General features: G+C 67.1%; 16 protein-coding genes and 2 pseudogenes. 10 read left to right on the plus strand and 8 right to left on the minus strand.

Going from position 1 to position 19,331, the window contains the following annotated elements; translation table 11 throughout:
• The first annotated feature begins 509 nt into the window (after positions 1 to 509).
• The 6 genes and pseudogenes from E2C06_RS19120 to E2C06_RS19145 all read left to right on the plus strand — a co-directional run bounded on the left by E2C06_RS19120 (position 510) and on the right by E2C06_RS19145 (position 7,446).
• On the plus strand, positions 510 to 1,601 hold the full coding sequence (locus tag E2C06_RS19120) for an amidohydrolase family protein (protein ID WP_133290214.1): 1,092 nt from the start codon (positions 510 to 512) through the stop codon (positions 1,599 to 1,601).
• A complete protein-coding gene (locus E2C06_RS19125; protein ID WP_133290215.1) occupies positions 1,598 to 2,710 on the plus strand; it encodes an amidohydrolase family protein in 1,113 nt (370 codons plus the stop codon). Before E2C06_RS19120 ends, E2C06_RS19125 begins: the two co-directional genes overlap by 4 nt.
• A 2-nt stretch (positions 2,711 to 2,712) precedes the next feature.
• Positions 2,713 to 3,126 carry a Rieske (2Fe-2S) protein gene (locus tag E2C06_RS19130; RefSeq protein WP_133290216.1) on the plus strand — a complete coding sequence of 138 codons (414 nt, stop codon included), beginning with the start codon at positions 2,713 to 2,715 and terminating at the stop codon, positions 3,124 to 3,126.
• A 26-nt stretch (positions 3,127 to 3,152) separates the two neighbouring features.
• The gene (locus tag E2C06_RS19135; RefSeq protein WP_408869915.1) at positions 3,153 to 3,470 is read left to right on the plus strand and encodes a tripartite tricarboxylate transporter substrate-binding protein; all 318 of its coding nucleotides are present in this window, start codon (positions 3,153 to 3,155) and stop codon (positions 3,468 to 3,470) included.
• A 276-nt stretch (positions 3,471 to 3,746) separates the two neighbouring features.
• Positions 3,747 to 4,941: pseudogene (locus tag E2C06_RS19140) on the plus strand (IS3 family transposase); the annotation flags it as partial.
• A 333-nt stretch (positions 4,942 to 5,274) separates the two neighbouring features.
• Positions 5,275 to 7,446: a hypothetical protein gene (locus tag E2C06_RS19145; protein WP_133290218.1), complete on the plus strand. Its 2,172-nt coding sequence runs from the start codon at positions 5,275 to 5,277 to the stop codon at positions 7,444 to 7,446.
• 234 nt (positions 7,447 to 7,680) lie between these two features.
• Here E2C06_RS19145 and E2C06_RS19150 read toward each other — a convergent pair whose 3' ends face one another.
• The 3 genes from E2C06_RS19150 to E2C06_RS19160 all read right to left on the minus strand — a co-directional run bounded on the left by E2C06_RS19150 (position 7,681) and on the right by E2C06_RS19160 (position 8,817).
• On the minus strand, positions 7,681 to 7,986 hold the full coding sequence (locus E2C06_RS19150; RefSeq protein WP_133290219.1) for a hypothetical protein: 306 nt from the start codon (positions 7,984 to 7,986) through the stop codon (positions 7,681 to 7,683).
• 19 nt (positions 7,987 to 8,005) lie between these two features.
• Positions 8,006 to 8,311: a hypothetical protein gene (locus tag E2C06_RS19155; protein WP_133290220.1), complete on the minus strand. Its 306-nt coding sequence runs from the start codon at positions 8,309 to 8,311 to the stop codon at positions 8,006 to 8,008.
• 215 nt (positions 8,312 to 8,526) lie between these two features.
• Complete coding sequence (locus tag E2C06_RS19160) at positions 8,527 to 8,817, minus strand: hypothetical protein (RefSeq protein WP_133290221.1); 291 nt, start codon at positions 8,815 to 8,817, stop codon at positions 8,527 to 8,529.
• A 1,017-nt stretch (positions 8,818 to 9,834) separates the two neighbouring features.
• On the opposite strand from E2C06_RS19160, the gene E2C06_RS19165 reads away from it, so the two are divergent.
• Positions 9,835 to 10,512, plus strand: a complete 678-nt coding sequence (locus E2C06_RS19165) for a hypothetical protein (RefSeq protein WP_133290222.1) — start codon at positions 9,835 to 9,837, stop codon at positions 10,510 to 10,512.
• Positions 10,513 to 10,873: 361 nt separating this feature from the next.
• The gene (locus tag E2C06_RS19170) at positions 10,874 to 11,182 is read left to right on the plus strand and encodes a hypothetical protein (RefSeq protein ID WP_133290223.1); all 309 of its coding nucleotides are present in this window, start codon (positions 10,874 to 10,876) and stop codon (positions 11,180 to 11,182) included.
• Between the two features lie 587 nt (positions 11,183 to 11,769).
• Here the strand turns inward: E2C06_RS19170 and E2C06_RS19175 are convergent.
• From E2C06_RS19175 to E2C06_RS40335, 3 genes are all read right to left on the minus strand, one after another.
• Positions 11,770 to 13,338 (minus strand): class I adenylate-forming enzyme family protein, encoded by a 1,569-nt coding sequence (locus tag E2C06_RS19175; RefSeq protein WP_133290224.1) that lies wholly within the window; start codon positions 13,336 to 13,338, stop codon positions 11,770 to 11,772.
• 53 nt (positions 13,339 to 13,391) lie between these two features.
• On the minus strand, positions 13,392 to 14,858 hold the full coding sequence (locus E2C06_RS19180) for an FAD-dependent monooxygenase (protein WP_133290225.1): 1,467 nt from the start codon (positions 14,856 to 14,858) through the stop codon (positions 13,392 to 13,394).
• Between the two features lie 135 nt (positions 14,859 to 14,993).
• On the minus strand, positions 14,994 to 15,842 hold the full coding sequence (locus E2C06_RS40335; RefSeq protein ID WP_165982500.1) for a hypothetical protein: 849 nt from the start codon (positions 15,840 to 15,842) through the stop codon (positions 14,994 to 14,996).
• 164 nt (positions 15,843 to 16,006) lie between these two features.
• Here E2C06_RS40335 and E2C06_RS19185 point away from each other — a divergent pair, with 164 nt between their 5' ends.
• Together E2C06_RS19185 and E2C06_RS19190 are read left to right on the plus strand one after the other, a co-directional pair.
• Positions 16,007 to 16,372, plus strand: coding sequence for a hypothetical protein (locus tag E2C06_RS19185; RefSeq protein ID WP_133290226.1), 366 nt, complete (start codon positions 16,007 to 16,009; stop codon positions 16,370 to 16,372).
• A gap of 59 nt (positions 16,373 to 16,431) precedes the next feature.
• Positions 16,432 to 16,875: pseudogene (locus E2C06_RS19190) on the plus strand (transposase); the annotation flags it as partial.
• A 6-nt stretch (positions 16,876 to 16,881) separates the two neighbouring features.
• Here the strand turns inward: E2C06_RS19190 and E2C06_RS19195 are convergent.
• Both E2C06_RS19195 and lpdA read right to left on the minus strand, forming a co-directional pair.
• A complete protein-coding gene (locus E2C06_RS19195) occupies positions 16,882 to 17,535 on the minus strand; it encodes a hypothetical protein (RefSeq protein WP_133290228.1) in 654 nt (217 codons plus the stop codon).
• A gap of 397 nt (positions 17,536 to 17,932) precedes the next feature.
• Positions 17,933 to 19,330: a dihydrolipoyl dehydrogenase gene (gene lpdA, locus E2C06_RS19200; RefSeq protein ID WP_133290229.1), complete on the minus strand. Its 1,398-nt coding sequence runs from the start codon at positions 19,328 to 19,330 to the stop codon at positions 17,933 to 17,935.
• Position 19,331 lies beyond the last annotated feature (1 nt).

Here is a 19,331-nt window from a genome sequence, read left to right on the forward strand (position 1 = left end):
GCGCGGCCGCCGTAGCCGTGTCGGGCCGAACTCAGCGCTAGCTCGCTTGATCTCGGCTATCCCGCAGCAAAGCGGGTAGAAGACCCTGGCGCACGGCGGAGATCTCCCAACGGTTACCGAGCTTGCGATCATGGCGCTGCTCACAAGCAAGCGGCAGATCCATAGCGTCGCCTTATGGTGGCCCGCCGTGGTCAATGTTCACGCTCGCCTTCGCCGCAGGCGCGGAGGCTAGCGGATCCGACATATGGTCGGCCAACAGGCAGCGGTCTTCTTCAGCTGATGGCCATGACCGTCTTCGACCTACCCTTCACACCATTCTTCTACCAGGGATCTGCCGCACGGGCGGATCGAAGCGGTCGCGGTTACAAGAGAGGGCGCGGCAGGCGCGCTAAAACTCGGCCGAAATAGCCGCTTGCCTCTGACCCGCGGCGGGGCCGATGCTCTGAGTAACAAGGCTGCGGCGCCATCCCCCTGCGGGCGGGCCAATCCACTACCGGAGGAACGAGGCCATGATCCCCGCCGGGGCGATCGACTGCGACCTTCATCCGGCCGTGCCCAATACGCGCGCCCTGCTGCCCTATCTCGACCTCTACTGGCGCGAGCACGTCCTGCGCCGCGGGATGGAGCGGGATAACCTGGAAGCCAGCGCCTTCCCTCCCGCCGCGCCGATCAATGCGCGGCCGGACTGGCAGCCCGAGACCGGGTTACCGGGCTCCAGCCTGCCAGAGATGCAGGCGCATTTGCTCAATCGGCTACGGCCGCGCGCGGCGATCTGCAACGTCATCCATGGCGCGCAGATGATGATGAGCGAGGACCTTTCGGCTGCACTTTGCCGCGCGATCAACAACTGGCTCGTTGCCGAGTGGCTGGACCGCGAGCCGCGGCTGCGCGCCTCGATTGTGGTACCGGTGCACAGCCCGGAGTTGGCGGCGGAGGAAATCGAGCGGCGCGCGACCGACCCGCGCTTCATCCAGGTGCTGCTGCTGGCGATGACGGAGATGCCGCTGGGGCGGCGGATGATGTGGCCAGTTTACCGCGCGGCGGAGAAGCACGGACTGCCCATCGGCATCCATGCCGGTTCCAGCTTCCGGCATCCGCCAAGTGCAGGGGGCTGGGGCTCCTTCTACCTCGAGGATTACGTCTCGTACGCCCAGGGTTTCGCCGCGGCGCTGAACTCGTTGCTGGCAGAGGGCGTCTTCCAGAAATTTCCGGATCTCAGGGTGGTGCTGATCGAGTCCGGCGTCACCTGGTTGCCAGCCAGCATGTGGCGCATCAATAAGACTTGGCGCGGCGTGCGGGCGGAGGTGCCCTGGCTGGACCGCCTGCCGTCGGACATCCTGCGGGAGCGTGTGCGGCTGACCGCGCAGCCCTTCGACGCGCCGCCGGATGCGGCCGCACTGGCAACACTGCTGGAACAGCTCGGCTCAGACGATATGCTGCTCTTCGCCACGGACTATCCGCATTGGCACTACGACGGGGACGAAGCCTTGCCGCCCGGCCTGCCCGCCGCGCTGATGCAGAAGATTCTCGTCGACAACCCGCTGGCGACCTATCCGCGGCTGGCCATGGCCGCCACCCCGATGCAGGAGGCGCACCGATGAACGTGACGCTGCGTGACCACCGGCTGGACGACCCGGCACAGAGCCATCTGGGGTTCATCGACTGCGACGTGCACCCGTATTTCCGCACGCCGGCCGATTTCGATCCCTTCCTCTCCGAGCGCTGGCGCGAGCACCGGCGGACCATCGGCGGCCGGTCGCGGCAGGGACTGGCGAAGACCTCGCTCTATCCCCGCATGTCGCCCGGCAACGGCATGCGCGGCGATGCCTGGCCGAAGGATGGCGGGCCGCCGGGCTCCGACCTCGGGCTGATGCGCGAACAGCTGCTCGACCTCTTCGACGTGCGCTACGGGCTGCTGGCGCCGCTGGTCGGCGGCGCTGCGGCCGAGCGCAACGTGGAATTCGGCGCGGCCATGGCGGTCGCGGTGAACGAGTGGCAATGCGCCGCCTTCTGCGACCCGGAGCCGCGGCTGAAGGCCTCGATCCAGATCACGCTGGAGCACGAGGCGAGCGCGCTCGCCGAGATCGAGCGGCGCGCCGGCGATGGACGCTTCGCCCAGGTGAACATCCCGCCGCGCGGGCTGGAACCGCTGGGCCGGCACCGCTACCGGAAGATCCTCGCTGCCGCGGCCGCGGCCGGCTTCCCGATCTCGTTGCATCTCGGCGGCACCAGCGGGCATGCCTCGACGGGTGGCGGCTGGGCCTCCTTCTACCACGAGGAACATCCCTCCTACGTCCAGTCCATGCAGACCCTGGTGACCAGCTTGGTCTGCGAGGGCGTCTTTGACGAGATTCCCGACCTCAAGGTCGTGTTGGTGGAAGGCGGCTTCGCTTGGCTGCCGGCGCTGGCCTGGCGGCTCGACAAGCACTGGAAGCGGTTGCGCGACGAGGTCCCGGCGCTGAAGCGCGCGCCGTCCGAATACATCCGCGAGCACATCTGGGTCACGACCCAGCCGATCGAGGAGCCGGAGCGTCCCGCCGACATGCTCTCGACCATCGAATGGATCGGGCCGGAGCGGGTGATGTTCTCCACCGACTACCCGCACTGGGACCAGGACGACCCGCGCTATGCCTTCAAGGTCAGGCTGCCGGAGGACTGGGCGCGGATGATCTACCGCGAGAATGCGCGGGCGCTCTACCGGCTGGACTGAGCATGGCGAGGCATGTCGTCGCGGCAGTGGGCGAGATCCCGCCCGGGGGCCGCAAGCTGGTGACCATCCGCGGGCGGGAGATCGGCGTCTTCAACCTGGACGGCGAGTTCTACGCCTTGGTCAACCGCTGCCCGCACCAGGGCGCCGCGCTCTGCACGGGGGTGGTGGTGAGCCGGCTGGAAGCGTCGCTGCCCGGCGAGTACCGCCTGTCGCAGCCCGGCACGATGCTGCGCTGCCCCTGGCATTGCTGGGAGTTCGACATCCGCACCGGCCAGTCCTGGTGCGACCCGAACGACATCAAGGCCCGTACCTATGCGGTGACAGTCGAGCCGGGTGAGGCGCTGGCCAAGGGCCCCTTCGCGGCGGAAACTGTCGGCGTCGCAGTCGAGCATGACTATGTCGTTCTGACGCTTTGACCGCTTTTGTTCCGGCCTTGACCGGCTTGGCGACCAGCCGCGTGAACTTGCCATTCGCCATGGCGGCAAGGGTCGCGGACGCGACTTCGAATGGCCGGTTATGCGTCACCGCAGTGACTTCGGCTGGGCGTTTGGCAGCCTTCCCTGGCGTATTCATTGTCGCCGAAGTGGGCTTGCCCGGCTGCGCCTTGGAAGGCTGGCACGGTATCTGTTGGTCGGCCGGCATCCCGCGCACGACGGTCAAGCGGCTGAATGCTGCGGCCAGTCAAGCCGTCCGCACGGAAGCCTTCCAACGGCAGGTTGCTGAGGAAGGCATAACCATCGTCAGTGAACTACCGGCATAGCGGGCGAACTGTGTCCGTGCTGAGGAGCTGCGTTGGCGGGAGCTGATGCAGCGAGCCAACATCACCGCCGCGTATGCGGCAAGCTTGCCCGCACTGGTTTCAGCAGCATGCGTCGCAACGAACCAACAAAGCAGGTTTGCGAACGAGAAGAACATGAACCACGGGCGAAGCAATGCGTTTCGGGATCATGTCGGAGCGGCCCCCATTTCGGCCGGACATGCGGCGCAGCCGTGAGGGCCTGGGTAGAGGCTTAGGCATGCGCCTAGGTCGAAGCTCATCGGGCGCGTCGACGTCATCACCTGCCGCGAGCGCCGCCGGCGCTACACTGCCGAGGAGAAGGTTCGGCTGGTGGAGCAGACCCTGCAGCCCCGCATGCCTGTCTCCGCCGCCGCCCGGCTCCATGGGTTGATCTCCTTTGGAGCTCAATCCGCGGGCCTGCTGTTGCAGTCGAGGCGGCGCATGGCCGAGGGCGGGCACGAGGCGGTCAGGGCAGACGAGGAGGTCGTCCCGGTCAGTCGCATCCGCGAGCCCGAACGCCTGCTCGGCCGCAAGACCATGGAAACCGAGATCTTGCGGCAGGTCCCGGAGCAGGCGCGTTCCAAACCTACGTTGCGCTTGCCGTCGCCGCCACGAGACGGTTCCCGGCGAAGGCCGTGGCCGACACACTCGGCGTTGCCAGGTCCAGCCTGGTCGTCCAGCTCCGGCGTCCCGACCGGCCGCGGCGCGGTCCCCATCGCCGGCCGAGGACGAGACGATTCTGGCCGAGATCCGCGCCATCATCGACGCCCGGCCCACCTACGGCCACCGCCGCGTCACCGCCCTGCTGAACCGGGCCAGGCGGCAGCTCCGGCGAGCCCCAGGTCAACCACAAGCGCATCTTCCAGCTGATGCGCCTCTCCTCGATGCTGCTGCAACCCCACACCGCTGGGCCGCCAATCCGCGCCGACGAGGGCACCGTCATCGCCCCCGTATCCAACCGGCGCTGGGCTTCCGACGGCCTTGAGATCCCCTGCTGGAACGGCGAGGTCGTCCGCATCGCCTTCGCCATCGACACCCATGACCGCGAGATCATCGCCTGGATCGCCACCTCCGGCGGGGCATCTCCGGCGAGATGATCCGCGACCTCATGCTGGACTGCGTCGAGCGCCGGTTCGGCGCCATCCGCGCCACGCAGCCCGTCCCGTGACTGGCCGACAACGGCTCCGCCTACATCGCCGCAGTGACGATCGGCTTCGCCGTCGCGCTCCACCTCGTCCCGTGCTTCACGCCGGTTCGCAGCCCCGAGAGCAGCGGCGTCTTCGAGGCCTTCGTCAAAACCCTGAAGCGCGATCATGGCTGCGTGAACCCGAGGCCGGACGCGATCTCCGTCCTGCAGCAACTGTCCGCGTAGTTTGAGGACTGCGACACCATCCACCCCGACTCCGGCTTGCGCATGCGCTCGCCGCGTGAGTTCATCGCCCAGCACTCAGCCAACCAAGCCGCATGTCCAGTTCGGTGGCGGCCACTCCAAGGTGGCCAGCACCCTGGTGGCCGCGCTCAAGCCCGGCCGCGAGGGCGAGGCCGTGCTCGATCAGAATGCGTCCTTCAAGGCGATCCGGGTGCCCGGGCGCTGCTCATGGCGCGGATGGAAGGGAGAACAGGACAGCCCCACGCGACATGTCTATGCCCAAGGCGTAACTAACGTGGAGCACTCTCCTGCGAAACCAGGGTTGGGTCGATCCGCGCAGCCGGATTCCTGTTGACCGCGGCACGGCTTCTCATTCTGCTGACCTGGCCTGCGGTGAAGGTTTCCTCAGGGTGAGCCATGAGCACAGCAAAGCCTTGGATTGTCGACGCTGCTGAGGTCCACGGCGACGACTCCGATTTGCTCGCACAACAACCCATCCACGCGACCGCAGCTATCCGTGAGTTCCTGTCCCTGGATGGGCCAGACAGGCTCTACGTCGTGGCCCCCAAGGGTTACGGCAAGACATTGCTGCTGCAGGCCAAGCGCATGCTGCTCCAGCGAGACCGCAAGGGCGTCCTTCTCTCGCCGTCCGGCCAACTTGTGGATCGGCCGCCGGGCAGCCTGCCGATCTGGACGAAGGAGGACCTTGGCAGCTTCGTTCGTAGCTACGACTACTGGGTCGAGACCTGGGTCATGGCCATCAAGATCACAGCGGTCAAGCTGTTCCGGACTTATGCCGGATTCGCTGCGGCGTGGGATGCCGCCGCACTCGCATCAGCGCTCCGCTCTCCCGAGCTGAAGGAAATTTTCGACAAGCCGCAGCTCGAAGTGCTCAGCGAAATATGGATGCAGATCCTGCACCTCGATCGCCCCGCATTCTACGCCGTGCGCCAAGACGTCGTCGGACAGGTGAATCCCCTGTTCCGCGGCATCCACACCGGTCTCGCATTCTTCATAGACAACGTCGATGAGTGTTTGGAGCGCGCGCTCGCGGATACCGATGCCACGGTACGGGCGCGAACCGGGGCAGCTCAAAAGGAGCGACTGCCCGGGCCCTGGACCCTGGCGCAGCTTGCTCTGGCGCGGGCGGCCTTCGACATCAACCGGCTCAATTCCCATGTCCGGGTCTATGCGGCGCTCCGTCGAGAAGCGTGGCTGCGCCTTGCCGATGTCGACGCCGGCGCCGCGCAGATGAATGGTAGGGTGGTCGAGATCGCCTACACCAGCGATGACCTGAGGGAAATCTTCCTCAGGAATATCGATCTCGAGCCTCCGGGCCGGCTCTGTGACAGTCATGCAAAGGACCCGATTGCGCGCTTCGTCGGTATGCAGAACGTCAACCTCACGCACGAGATCAGCGGCCACCGTGAGGATTTCTTCGACCTCGTCCTGCGCCATACGCTGCTCCGCCCGCGTGAGCTGATGGCGATCGGCAACCGCCTATCCCTCATCCCGCCGGCGCAACGCAGCTCGGCGCGGCTGGTGGAGGCCGTTCGGCGCGCCGCGGCGGAGAACGTCCGCTTCTTCCAAGCGGAGCTTGGCCTGTTCATGACCACGCCAAGCCGGGCCCTGTTCGGACTTATCGACCGTAACGTATTGCATGCCGAGGACATCACCCGAATCGAAGAGGAATATGACAAACTTCAAGATTCCGCCGAGGGCAGCCATGGCGGCGAGCGGCGTCAACCGTTCCGCGCCTTGTGCAGAATGGGACTGGTCGGCACGCTCCGGGCGGCCGGTGCAACGGCGCAGGGCGGAGAGCCGGACCTGCATCAGCGCTTCATCCGGCCCGACGAGATCGTGTTCGAAGACGATCCTGGCGCGCTGCCGCGCAGCGAGCGCTACCTCATGCACCCGGCGCTCGACCTTCTCATCGAGGAGGCGCATGGCACGGACTACGTGCGGAACTCCGACCGCCACAATATCGTGGGTGCGGCACGGCCCTGGGTAGAGGAGCCTATCTCGCATTTCGTTATCGTCGGCGATATCGTCGGCTCCACCGCAACCGCGTGGCACCCAGATTACAATTCAACCTACCCAGCGATGTTCGCCAGTTGGGTTGCCGAGGTGTGCGGCGGGCTTGGCGTGCAGCATCATGCGGTGTCGGCAGGGGACTCCGTGCTGATGGTGGATGGCAGCCCTGCGCGCCTGCTGCTCGCCGCCCGGCGCCTCCTGCTGCGCATGCGAAGGCTGAAGGAGCACCGCCGCACAATGCGTTTCGGCGCGGCGCGCGGGGTTGTCCAGGGCATCGAGGGCCGGCAACGCGACGCTGCGAAGCGCCCGGTCACTGGCTCCGTGCTGGCAACCGCCGCGCGTCTCGAGAAGGCTGCAAGGCATGGCACCGTGCTCGCCACGGATGAGTTCTGGGAGGGCGCCTGCAGCATCTGGGACGCGGCTGCCGCGACTCGTCTCGATGACGATTTCAAAGGCTTCAGACGCGTCGACGGCAAGTTTCTGGTGCAGCAGACGAGGCAGGAGCCGGGTGCGATGACTGGGCTCTGGCGGATCCGTTTGATTGCCGACGACTAACGAAATGACGGTACCCGGCGCCAGGGCGCGACGTGCCTCTCCTGTTTCCCTCCAATGATGCCTCGAGTTCATTGGAGAACGATCGGCCACGCGGGCGAGTGGTCTGCAGGCCTACTTAGGCCTCGCTTGCCGCGAGTGAGGAGGAAGCTGCCATAATCACGGTCAGGCACGGGTTTGCGGCCCATCGGCGCGGGTTTGCACGCCACGCGACAGCCAGCGCTGGGTCGCGCGCATCTAGGGCGTGGCGCGGCGCTCCTGTGCGGGCATGCGGGTCGTCAGCACACTGGCTTGTAGCCAGCCCGTCCGTCCGTCCGGCACGCGCGCCAGCCGGAAAAATCCACACTCCCGAAGAATTACGATCGACGACGGCTTTTCCAGCCTGAACAGCTCCGCCTCGTCACGTTTGGGGCCGGCACGGAAGGTGGCCGCATGACGGGTGTAGATGGAACGCGGCGTCGGCAGGCCGGTCTGGGCGCCGACACGGGAATTGTGCCGCAACACCTGCCCGTCTTCGCCATGACACACTGCCGCCTCCGGCACGTTGCGCGCTACCGAGGGCTCAGGCGGCACAGGTGAGGCACAGGCGGCGAGCAGCAAAGGTAGGAGCCACGGGCGCATAGGAGCCTTCGGGATAGGCCATGATGGGATCGGAATGGCGAGACGAAGGCGGCTGGATGGCCGCCTTGCCGTGAATGATATGGAAGGAAACCAAGGGACGCTCAAGCTGTGCAGGTGGCTGGATCAGGTTCAGCAAAATGGATATGGCGGCCGCCATTGCTGGTTCGGCACCAATGGCCACGTCGAACACGCGGCCGAGAATTGTTCTCCGTTCTGGCGGACGATCGATTTGCAATTCGCAGACCATGGATCACTGTGATCATTTGGATATGAACTTCTGCTCAAAAATGCCGCTTAGCCATGAATGAGGTCGCAGCGGGCTTGGAAGACTGCGACCGGACAAGCAAAACGCTGCCCACAACTGAGGTCTATGCGGGATCATATATGTCTACCCCAAACCAGGGCCCAAACGCTTCCGTGGTTGAATCCGTGCTCGGGGCGCTTGAACGACTCGCTAGCGACTTACGTCATCGCACGAACCAAGCCGAGCACCGCGCCGAAGATGCAGAACGGCGTGCCGAACTGGAGCGTGAGGCGCGGCAGGATGCAGAAACTCGAGTTGTCCTTGCAGAGCAGAAGGCGAGCGATGCGCTCAGGCGAGCGGAAGCCATAGAGACCGCTGCAAGAGAGAACATCGAGCGGTTGCGACAGGAGTTGCTCGCCGCTATGCGCGAAGCGGTCGACGTTGCACGAGCCACGGCGGCGACAATCGAAGCCGCAATCGAGCCGAATGGCTCCACCGAAGAACACCAAGCGGTCCCACCGCGCGCAGAGCAAGACCAAACCCTGCCTCATATCCAAACGCCAGCTGCCGGTAGACTTCCGACATCATCACAACCGACACCCCGCCGATGGGAAAGAGAGGAGCGGGGATATGCTTGGGTCGAGGACGAACCTGGGCCGCCTTGGTGGCGCAGGATGTTTGGCCGGCATTATTAGGCTGGATTGGGTAGCACTCTGGCCCGTGCCGAGCAGCGGTGTGCCTTCCGCTTAAACGACCCGGGAAGAGCCGGGATGAAGCAGCCCCGGTTCAGCGACCCGCAGAGCGGGGCGCAAAAGGCAGCATGGCGCACGGAACATCTGTACGACAAGGGCGCGCGTCTTCGCGCTGGTGGCCGGAGGCTTTGGGTTCGGCGTGGTCATGTCACTGTTCATTGAGCCGGCTGCAGTACTCGGGAGCAGTTTGCCCATCGCGCCGACAGCATGGACGTATGACATTCAACGCGGGCCTTGGCAGGCTTGCGCGCCACTGGCTGACAGGCTCGTGCGCAAGGCTATGCGCGGCTATGAGGTGACGATCGCCCCTGGCATGCACCCGATGATGCCGTATGCGGCCAGTCAGATGTCGGCCTTCATCCTGTACGGCAACGGCCGCGTCCGGTTGTCAGGCGACGGTCGCAGACATGTCTGCGTAATTGGCGTCGGCAAGGTCTTCGCGGTTTGTGTGTACCGGCATTGGCCGATTGATGGCGCTGACATGGCGTACGTGAAAGCGAGCTGGAGAGGCCCCCGAACCGTGAAGTGCAAGGCTTCGACCGTCGCCAGCATCTCGCCATGCCGAGGCTTGTGTCTGCTCGGGCGGCTTCACGAGCTCGCAACAGAACTGCTCCGACGTCCAGCAGCGGTTCGTGCCGGCGGGAACCGAGCCGTGGCACGGCCCATTGTGTCGATGCGGGCGAGGCGCGGGCCAGCGTCCCCGGGTGCAGCCGAGAGGTAGGAATGCCGTCACCACTGTCCAGAACAGCTTGCGCAGCAGCACTGGCTTCGGCCTTGTTCTTCTCGGCCAGCGCCGTCTCGGCCCAGGGCAGCCCCGCCGCGCGGGGCGGCGGCGAGCAGACCGCCAACGGCTTGCTCGCCCGGCAGGCCGACGGGTCCTACGGGCCGGTAGCGTACAACGCGGACAAGGCACCTTTCGGGTTGCGCGCCAACAATTGGTTGAGTCTGAAGGGGCCGAACCTGAGCGGCAGGTGGCTGGGGCAGACCGGTGCCAATGCGCAGCACTTCGCCAGCTTTGACGATCCAGCCTACGCGATCCGCGCCTTCATCGACCTCGTCCGGCAGTACCAGGACAGTTATAAGGCGCGCTCCGCAGCGGACATCCTCGGACGCTACTCCCCCGCCGGAGACTGCTCCGGCGCGCCGTCCGCGTCGCCTGCCGAGCGGCGCGAGGGCGGCGGCTGCCCCGAGAACCAAGCGACCCCGCCGGTGAGCGCGGTGCGGGCGGCGCGCGCAGTCGGGCTAGGGCCGACCGACAACCTCGACCTGTTCGGCCCCGATGGTAGGATCAGGCACCCGGACCGGCTGCGGGCGTTGATCGACGCCGTAGCGACCCAGGAACTGGGTCCGGGCGCCTGCCCGCAGCCGCCGCGCGGCGAGACCTGGATCGGCTGCCGGGTGGATGACGGGCTGTACAACCGCGCCGTCGAACTGCTGGACCGGCGCGGCTAAGCGAGCCTCCCGGCGCGGGTCCGCCAGCCGCAAGGAAGGCGTTTGCAACGATCGATGATGCCCGGCGAGCACCGTGATGGTGAGGTCGTCAAAGCGCCCCGCACACGCTGTTGCATTGATTTGGCATCGCCGATCAGCGCCGAGACGTTGACCAGATCAGGGTGAGCCATAATGGCGCTTACCGCCGGCGAGGAGAGGCGCGCCGCAGTCGCGGTTGGAGCGCCGTGCGAGGTGGTTTGAGCGCTTGATGCGGGGCGGTGTTTTGGTCTGCTTTAGAGGCTGGAACGCCATGGCCTTGTCGGTGGATCTTCGGGAGCGGGTGCTGTCGGCGCATGAGCGGCGTGAGGGCAGCTAGCGCCTGTTGGCGGAGCGGTTCGCGGTCTCGGTCGGGACAGTGAACGCTTGGCTGAGACTGGCGCCCTCCGGCCAGCGGGCGCCGCGCCGGGGCGGCAGCGGCCAAGCCATGCTCGGCGGCACCGATCCCGCGGTCCTGCGCAACCTCGTGGCCGAGCAGAACGACGCCACCCTCGCACAGTATGCGGACAGGCTGGCCGAGCGGACGGGCGGCCGGCGCTTCGACCCGAGCACGCTCAGCCGGACGCTGCGGCGGCTCGGTCTGTTGCGCAGAAAAAGACGCTGCACGCCGCCGAGCAGGCCTGGGCGACGATGAAGGAGCGCTTGCGCCAGGCCGGTGCCCGCACCATCGAGACCCTAGACACCGCCGTTCCCGACGCGCTCGACACCATCACCGCAGCAAACGCCAGCGCCTGGTTCCGGCACTGCGGGTATCGTTCAGATGATGACGCATGGCGCTCCAGGCGCCAGACTCCTGGCGCGACGGCGAGGCAGGGTAGGGGCATGGTCGAAGAGGCGGAGGGCGCGATCGTGCCGGCATCCGGGACCGCCGGTGCCCCTGCGAACGCCTTCGCCGCCGGTCGGCGCCGCCCGCGTCGCCACCGCGGCGCCGCCTAGCTCGCCTCGCTCGCCGGACCGTGCAGCCGTGCCGCGCTCGATCGCCGCCTCGCCCCCATCGCCAGCAGCACCGGCTGCGCGGCTTGGCCTGGTCGGCCGGTGACCCGGCGATCCGTACCACCCTTCAGGGGATCGCCCGCCAGCACGGCCGCCGCCGCTAGCCCGCGGGGCTGACTTCGACCGAGCTGAAGATGCTGGTTGCGGCGTGCGGCTGCGACACCGCCGGGGGCCCGATCAGCCAGAGGCGCTGACGCGGCTGCGAGCAATCTATGTTGATTGTCGCACCTAGCTCGTCAGCACGATTGCGGCTTGTTGCTCCTTGGTTCGACGTCCGAGTTCGCGGATTGCGACGCGATCGGGCTTTCCCTGCTCCGTCAGCGGAACCCGGTCGAGCAGCACGATTGCGAAGGGCCTGGCAGCAGCGATGCCATGCCGCGCTATGATCTCGGCTCGGCATCTCTCGGAGTCCGCCGAAGAGCCCGGCCAGGGCACGACTGCAGCCGTCCAGCCGCCGGCCTCACGGTCCACCACGACCACCGCGTAGCGCACCTCGGGTAGGCGGCAGAGCGTGTCCTGAATTAGGGGTGGACTCACCATGGCACCGTCAACCCAGGCGACATCGACCGCCCGGCCCAACACGTGCAGATGGCCGTCGCCGTCGAGGAAACCGAGGTCGCCGCTGCAGTACCATCCATCGGCGAACGCCGCCGCCTCGAGGTCGGGCCGATTGCGATAGCCGCCGGCCATGGTGGGTGAGCGCACCTCAATGATCCCGGGCTCCCCTGGCCTTGCGAGTGCGCCGTCAGTGCGGCGGAAGCGGATGTTCACGCCGCTGAGGATCCGACCAGCGCAGGTGAACACCTCCGGGTGAAGCAGGTCGTGTTCGACTGGGGAAAGAGCACTAACCAAGCCCATCTCGCTCGCGCCGTAGGTATGCGCCAGCACAGGACCGAGGCGCTCGCGGGCGCGTAGCCGTAACGTGGCTGGTGCCGAAGCACCGACGTGGGTCACGGCCCGCAGGGAGGAGAGGTCGCGGCGCGCGACATCGGGGTGGTCCATAACCTCGAATAGCTGCGGCTCAACGAGGAACAGGTCGGTGATCCGCTCCGCTTCAATAGCGGCCAGGGTATCCGCAGCATCGTACTGGTCTTGCAGCACCACCGTCCCGCCGCCGAGAAGGGTCACATCCACCAGCACCTGAGACAGATAGGCCAAACGGCCATTGATCAACTGACGCCGATCCGCGGGGCTGGGTACGTCCACCGTGGCGGTGTACGCGGCGAAGTCCCGCCGGCTTCCTTTCGGCACGCCTGTTGTGCCGCCGGAGGAGATGACAACGGCGAGGTCGCCAGAGCGGGCCAGGCTCTGGACGGGACTGCTCGCCTGGGACGCAGCCATTGCGCCAAGGTCGAGGGACGCGTCGGCTACGTCGGCGCCAACGGCGGCTACAGGGACCAGCAGGCCGCTGGGGCACAGGTGCGCGGTCTCGGAAAACAGGACCAGGAGGGAAGGAGCCAACTGCCTGACCAGCTCCGCTCGGTCCTGCGGTACTTTCGGCGCGGAGAGATAGACGGCGGCGGCGCCGATGAGGTTCGCCGCGTAACGGACAGCGAGCGCGTCCGAACAGTTGGGTGCGAAGAGCGCGACCAGATCGCCGCGCGCAATGCCAAGGCCGGCAAGGGCGCGAGCGTACCGATAAATCGAAGCCAGAAGCTCCTCCGCCGTGGTATTCTGCCCATGGTATCGGACAACAGGCGAGGCGCCAGCGGCCTCAAGGCGACAAACCAGCGTATCGATGTAAGGTCTTGTGGCAGTGACCGCAGATCCATTCTGGCCTTCATGTATCTTGGTCATGTTCGGCTCTTCCTGTCGGCTCAGGCCTACGCCCGCACTGCTTCCGCATCTTGCTAAAGCCGCTCGAGGTAGCCGGCGATGGTGGCGGGATCCTCCGCGGCGCAGGCAGCATAGCCGTCGGGCCGCACCAGCCAGATCGCACCGTCCCGGAACCCAGGCCGGACTTCAGGGTCGAGCAACCCGTCAAAGCGCCGCAGCAGGTCGGCCGTCGCAACTGTCGGCTCTGCGAACAGCGCGAAGCGTGGCGCACTGCCTGATCCAACAGGCGCGCAGCCAGCGACGGGGACAACCCGGCCGCCCGGTGCCGGTCCGCCGCGCAAGCCGGATCCGTTCAGCGGGCTGTCGGGGTAGCCGATCGAGACCTCCGTCATCGTGTCGGCAACGGCGTGCCGGACATCGGTCAGACCCAGCAGGACCTGCCCTGCGATGTTCCGCACGGCCTGCGCGATCGGATTGCGCAGCGTCCCCACCGCCGTCAGTCGGCCCGCGGCCTTGAGCACCTCGTCGCCGACCGCGCTGCGCTCCGAGCTGTAGCTGTCAAGCAGACGCTCCCCGCAGGTGCCGCGGATCACGAGGGCCAGTTTCCAGGCCAGGTTGAAGGCGTCCTGCATGCCGGTGTTCATGCCCTGCCCGCCGGCAGGGCTGTGGATATGAGCCGCGTCGCCGGCGAGAAAAGCACGCCCCCAACGATAGCTGCCGACCTTGCGACCGTTGATCCGGAAGCTGGCCAGCCAGATTGGGTCGTAGGCAACCAGGCCCGGCGGGCCACGCCGGTCGATCAGCGCCTGAACCTGGTCCAGCGTCGCTGCGTGCGGGTGCTCGGCGCCGGACGAGGGCAGGTCCGCGATCACGCGATAGCGGCCCGGAGAGATGGGAAAGATAATGAGCACGCCGTCATGGTGCCAATGAACTGCAGCCTCGCTGTCAGGAAACGGATAGCCGTGCATGTGAATGTCGGCGAGCACCCAATCCGCATCCAGCGTCTCGCCTGCGAAGGGTGCATTGAGTCCGTGGCGTACCGTGCTGTGCGCGCCGTCGCACCCGATCAGCCAATCTGCGGAAACCACCTCCTCGCGCCCGTCCACGGCGTGACGAAGTACGACTTCGACACCATCCCGACGAACCGTGAATGAGGCAAGCTCGACGCGGCGCTCGATCGCAACGCCCTCACGGCTTAGCCGCTCCTCAAGCAAGCGCTCAGTCTCGGATTGAGGCAGCATAAGTCCGTAAGGGTAGGGGCTGCGCACGTCCCCCATGCCGACCTGGCCGATCATGCGATTGCCCGCGACGAAGTTCACCGCTTCGGCCTTGAACCCTGCCACGACGAAGGGGGCCGCCCCGGCCTCCCCGCCGCGGTCCAGCAACTCCAAAGTCCGACTCCAAAGCACCAGCGCCTTGGACTTGTCGGTGCGTGCCGCCGCCTTGTCCACGACGCGGACGGGAATGCCGTAGCGCGCGAGTTCGCAGGCCAGGGTCAGGCCAACCGGGCCGGCGCCGGCCACCAGAACGGGCTTTGTCATGATCGCTCTCCAGATTGCTGTGCCATGAGGACGCTGAGGAGGGCTACCACCGCCGCCCCTCCCTGCGCGGCACAGCACGGCTTTCAGTGGCGTTGGCGCGCTGCTTGCCTCATCCGGCACTACGGTGATGGGCTGCTACATGAACCAGTGTTCGCTTGAGGCGAGACTTGCCATCGCTCCGGTTGGCAGCGCCTTCCCAGCCGTGTCCGTCAGGGTGTCAAGTACGGCCTTGGTGCTCTGCGGCGTGATCACCACCAAGCCGTTGCCGTTGACGGTAGCGGTTTCGAAACTCTGGCCGGACATGCTGGAGTGCGAACCATCGCTGCCACCGCCGCCCGTGTCACCGTGAGCGGCTCCGCCGCCGCCGCTGTAGCCACCGCCACCACCGCCGACGTAGCCGCCACCACCGCCAAAACCACCAGCGCCGCCGTTGCCGCCGTTTCCTGCACTGCCGGTGAGGCCGGCGAGGTAGGACGCGCCGCTCCCGCCGTAACCCACGAATGGGTCTCCACCAGAGCCGCCAGGGGTCGAGTAGCCACCACCACCGGCACAACCATCGCCGTCTTCCATGTCAGTCTTCCCGCTCTCTCCATCGTCGCTGCCGTTGCCCGCCTTGCCGCCATCCGCGGTTGGGAATGAGGTCTCGTGGCCGTTGATCGCGTCCAGGCTGGTGGCGGTAATACCTCTGTGCTGAGAGAAATTGCCGCCGACCAAGCCGCCGCCGCCGGCGATCAGGAGCGGCGAGTTATTGTCATCGACAACGAAGCTACCGCCGCCGCCGCCGCCGGACACGATCGCGTCAGGAGCGTCCGCGCCACGGCCAGCCACGGCGATGGTGATTACCTCCCCGGCGCTGAAGCTGAAGATCGCTCCGATCTGTGCGCCGAAGCCGCCGACAACTTCCGAGTTGCCGCCGGTCCGCCCATTGGCTGTGCCGCCCGAGGCGCCACTTGCGACGATACTGTAGCTGCCGGTCTCCGGCACCGTGTAGGTCCGCAGGCCGCCGGTGTAGCTGAAGGTAAATGCGTTCGCCGCGGCGCCCCCAAATCTGGCACGCCGCTCTCCGCCTTCGGCTGCAGGATGAAATCGTTAGCGGACAGGGTGTGGGTGCCGACCAGTTCGATTTCGCCGGTTGAAGTCGTCGGCATGTGCGGCTGGACGCCTGGCGACGGCTCACCCAGGGCGGCCGCGAACTGCACCAGCGTGTTCCCGTTGTCCAGAATCTCGTACCGCACCTGCCGCGCTTTGGTACCGACAAAGGCATCATTGCCGCGGAAGAGCGGTCTCTCCGGGCTTGGATCGAAGCTGTTCCGATGGCGGGACAGGTCTACGGTGTCATGAGCCTGTTCGAAATCGACGATGATGTCGCGGTGCCCGTCGCCGACACCGGTATCGGGCGCGAGCAGCGGCATGAGCCGCCCGAATCCGAGAACGTCGGCTTCCGCTCCGCCGGTCAGTTGATCCACACCGGTGCCAGGGATCAGGATATGGTCCCCAGCGCCACCATCGAGTGAGTCGTTGCCCCCGCTCCGTCGAGCGTATCGGCTCCACCGCCGCCGCGTAGGACACGCCGGATCGCGGCAAGCCGGGCACCGAGCTGCATGTCGTGGTCGACGGCCACGGCACGCCACCTGGCCTGACGCTCAGCCCGGCTAGCCGCAACGGCAGCAAGATGCTGGCCGCCACGCTCGATGCGATCCCGCCGGTTCGACGCCGCAAACCTGGCGGCAGGCCGCGTCGCCGCCCCGGCAGGTTGCCTGCCGACAAGAGCTACAACCATCGCTTCCGCCGCGACGAGTGCCGCCGTCGTGGCATCGTCGCGCGCATTGCGCGCCGCGGCGTCGAGGACAGCAGCAGACTTGGGCGGCACCGCTGGAAGGTCGAGCCGATGCTCGCCTGGATGGTCCGCTTTCGCCGCCTCACCATCCGCCACGAACGGCGCGAGCACATCCACCTCGCCTGCAACGCTCTCCCCGCCAGCATCATCTGGCCGAGGCAAACCAGGCGGTCGGGTTAGACGCTCTTAGGTGTCGCCAGTCCGCAGACGCGCGGCCCGGGGCGTGCTGGCGACGATGAGCTTCAGGATGGGACGTTCGTCGGAGACTAGGCCGCGGTAGACGAACGACGCACGGGCATATGCCGGGTTATCGCCGACCGGGCCACCCGGCCAGTGATGGCCACCGCTGAGGCGCTGCCGTACCTCCTCCCGTTGTGCCACATGACGGGCCTGCTGGAGCTCAGCGGAAACCGGCTCGGCATCGGCGCGCCACAGCAGGCGGGCGTTGGGATCAACCGCTTTGGCTTGAAAGGCGATGAACGACCGGAGTTCGGCGGCATCGGACGTCGGCTGTGCCTTGGCAAAGCAGATCTCAACATGCGCCCGTGCGGCGGTGAGCCTGGCAGCTTGGGCGGCGATGGTCTCGGCCGATGGCCCTTGCGTCCGAGTGCGGTGACGTTGGCGGCGCTGCTGCTTCCGCTGACTGACTGCCGCGTAGGTTGCCTCGAAGGCGCGGCCCCACGCCTGTTCATTGGCCGAACCGCTTACAGGGTCGCCTCGAGTAGAGTGGCCAAACCCGTGCGCCTCGCTTGGCGCGGCGATGGTGTCGCTAGAGTCTGACCGGAGCCGGATAGCCGAGACGGGCCGTGTGCCCCGAATCGGTCTGGCTCCTACAGACACGCCGTAGGATTCTTAGCCTCAGTTTGCAAACCTTAAATATGCATCAGCAATCAGAAAGTTGGCCGACGGCTGCCGCACTGGACCGCAGGTGCGTTGCCCCCGACCTTTTCCCAGCGCGCCGCGGCCGGCACCGGTCACCGCATGGCCAAGTCCTCGTGGACTTCCGGGCAAGGCATGCTGCGAACTGCTGGAAGCGGACGGAATTGAACCATGTGGTTGTGGTCGGACCCATGTACCTCCAATCGATATCTACTGTCCCGCCGTACAATCCGGGTTGACCGCCCTTTCCATGGCGTCGCCTTATCCGGTGAGTGGCCGCATCACGCAAAGGGCGAAGAGATCCGACACCTTCCAATCCTGCTCAAGTTCCTGCTCTCAGGAAACAGGCATGCGGCGTTCACGCTATCTGCTGTGCTTGACCAATGGCCTTGAGCGCGGCGTCGTGGAAGGCCTCGCTCCGGGTCGGATGCGCGTGGATCGTGCCGGCGATGTCCTCCAGCCGGGCCCCCATCTCCAGCGCCAAGCTAAAGCTGGCGGCCAGTTCCGCGACCCCGGCGCCGACCGCCTGGATGCCGAGCACCAGATGAGTGTCGGCCCGCGCGACGACCCGCACAAAGCCCTCCTCCGCTGCTTCGGTGAGCGCTCGGCCGTTGGTCGAGAAGGGATACTGGCCGACTCGGACCGCCTGCCCGGCCTGGCGCGCCTCTGCCGGCGACAGGCCGACAGAGACGACCTCTGGGCTGGTGAAGCAGATCGCCGGGATCGCCACCGGCTCGAAACGGCGGCGCCGGCCGGCCACCAACTCCGCCACCATCCGGCCCTGCGCCATGGCGCGATGCGCCAGCATCGGCCCGCCCGCGACGTCGCCGACCGCCCAGACATCGCGCATCGAGGTCGAGCAGCTCGCATCGATGCGGATCGATGCCCCATCCATCGCCAGATCCAGCGCTTCCAGCCCGAAGCCCGTCGTGCAGGGCCGGCGGCCGACCGCGACCAGGATGGCCTCGGCCGGGATCGTGCGGTCCGCCCCGTCGGCCGTGGCGACCCACAGCGCCGTGCCGTCCCGGGCCAGGCCGCGCGCGTCGGTGGCGGTCATCACCTCGATCCCCAAGCGTTGCATCCCGCGCAGGACGGGGCGCGTGAGATCGGCGTCCCACCCCGGCAGGATGCGGTCGGCGGCCTCCACCACCGTGACCGCCGCCCCGAGCCGGGCGAAGGCCATGCCGAGCTCGAGCCCGATATAGCCGGCGCCCACCACCGCCAGGTAGTCAGGCACGCGCGGCAGCGACAGCGCCCCGGTCGAGGAAATCACCCGGCCGCCGAAGGGCAGCGCCGGCAGCGGCATCGGCTCGGAGCCAGTCGCCAGCAGCACGTGCCGGGCGCGGATGGTCTGCGGCCCGGTATCGGTCTCGACGCGGCAGGTTTTGCCGTCGAGCATGACGCCGCGCCCCTGCACCGTGCGCACCCTGCCCTGCTTCAGCAGCGTGGCGACGCCGGCATTCAGCCGGCCGACGATGCCGTCCTTCCAGGCGACCGCCTGGGCGAAATCGAGGCTCGGCGCCCCGGCCCGCAGCCCGAAGGGCGAGGCATCGGCCTGCGCGGCGGCGCGGCCGAATTCCGCCGCCACGTGGATCAGCGCCTTCGACGGGATGCAGCCGATATTCAGGCAGGTGCCGCCGAGGCTGCCCTGCTCGACCAGCACGGTGTCGATGCCGAGCTCCCCGGCCCTTGCGGCGGCGCTGTAGCCGCCGGGGCCACCGCCGAGGACGAGAAGCCCGGCCGTGAGGTCGCCCATC

The sequence above is a fragment of the Dankookia rubra genome (assembly GCF_004355005.1).
Taxonomy (GTDB): Bacteria; Pseudomonadota; Alphaproteobacteria; order Acetobacterales; family Acetobacteraceae; genus Paracraurococcus; species Paracraurococcus ruber_A.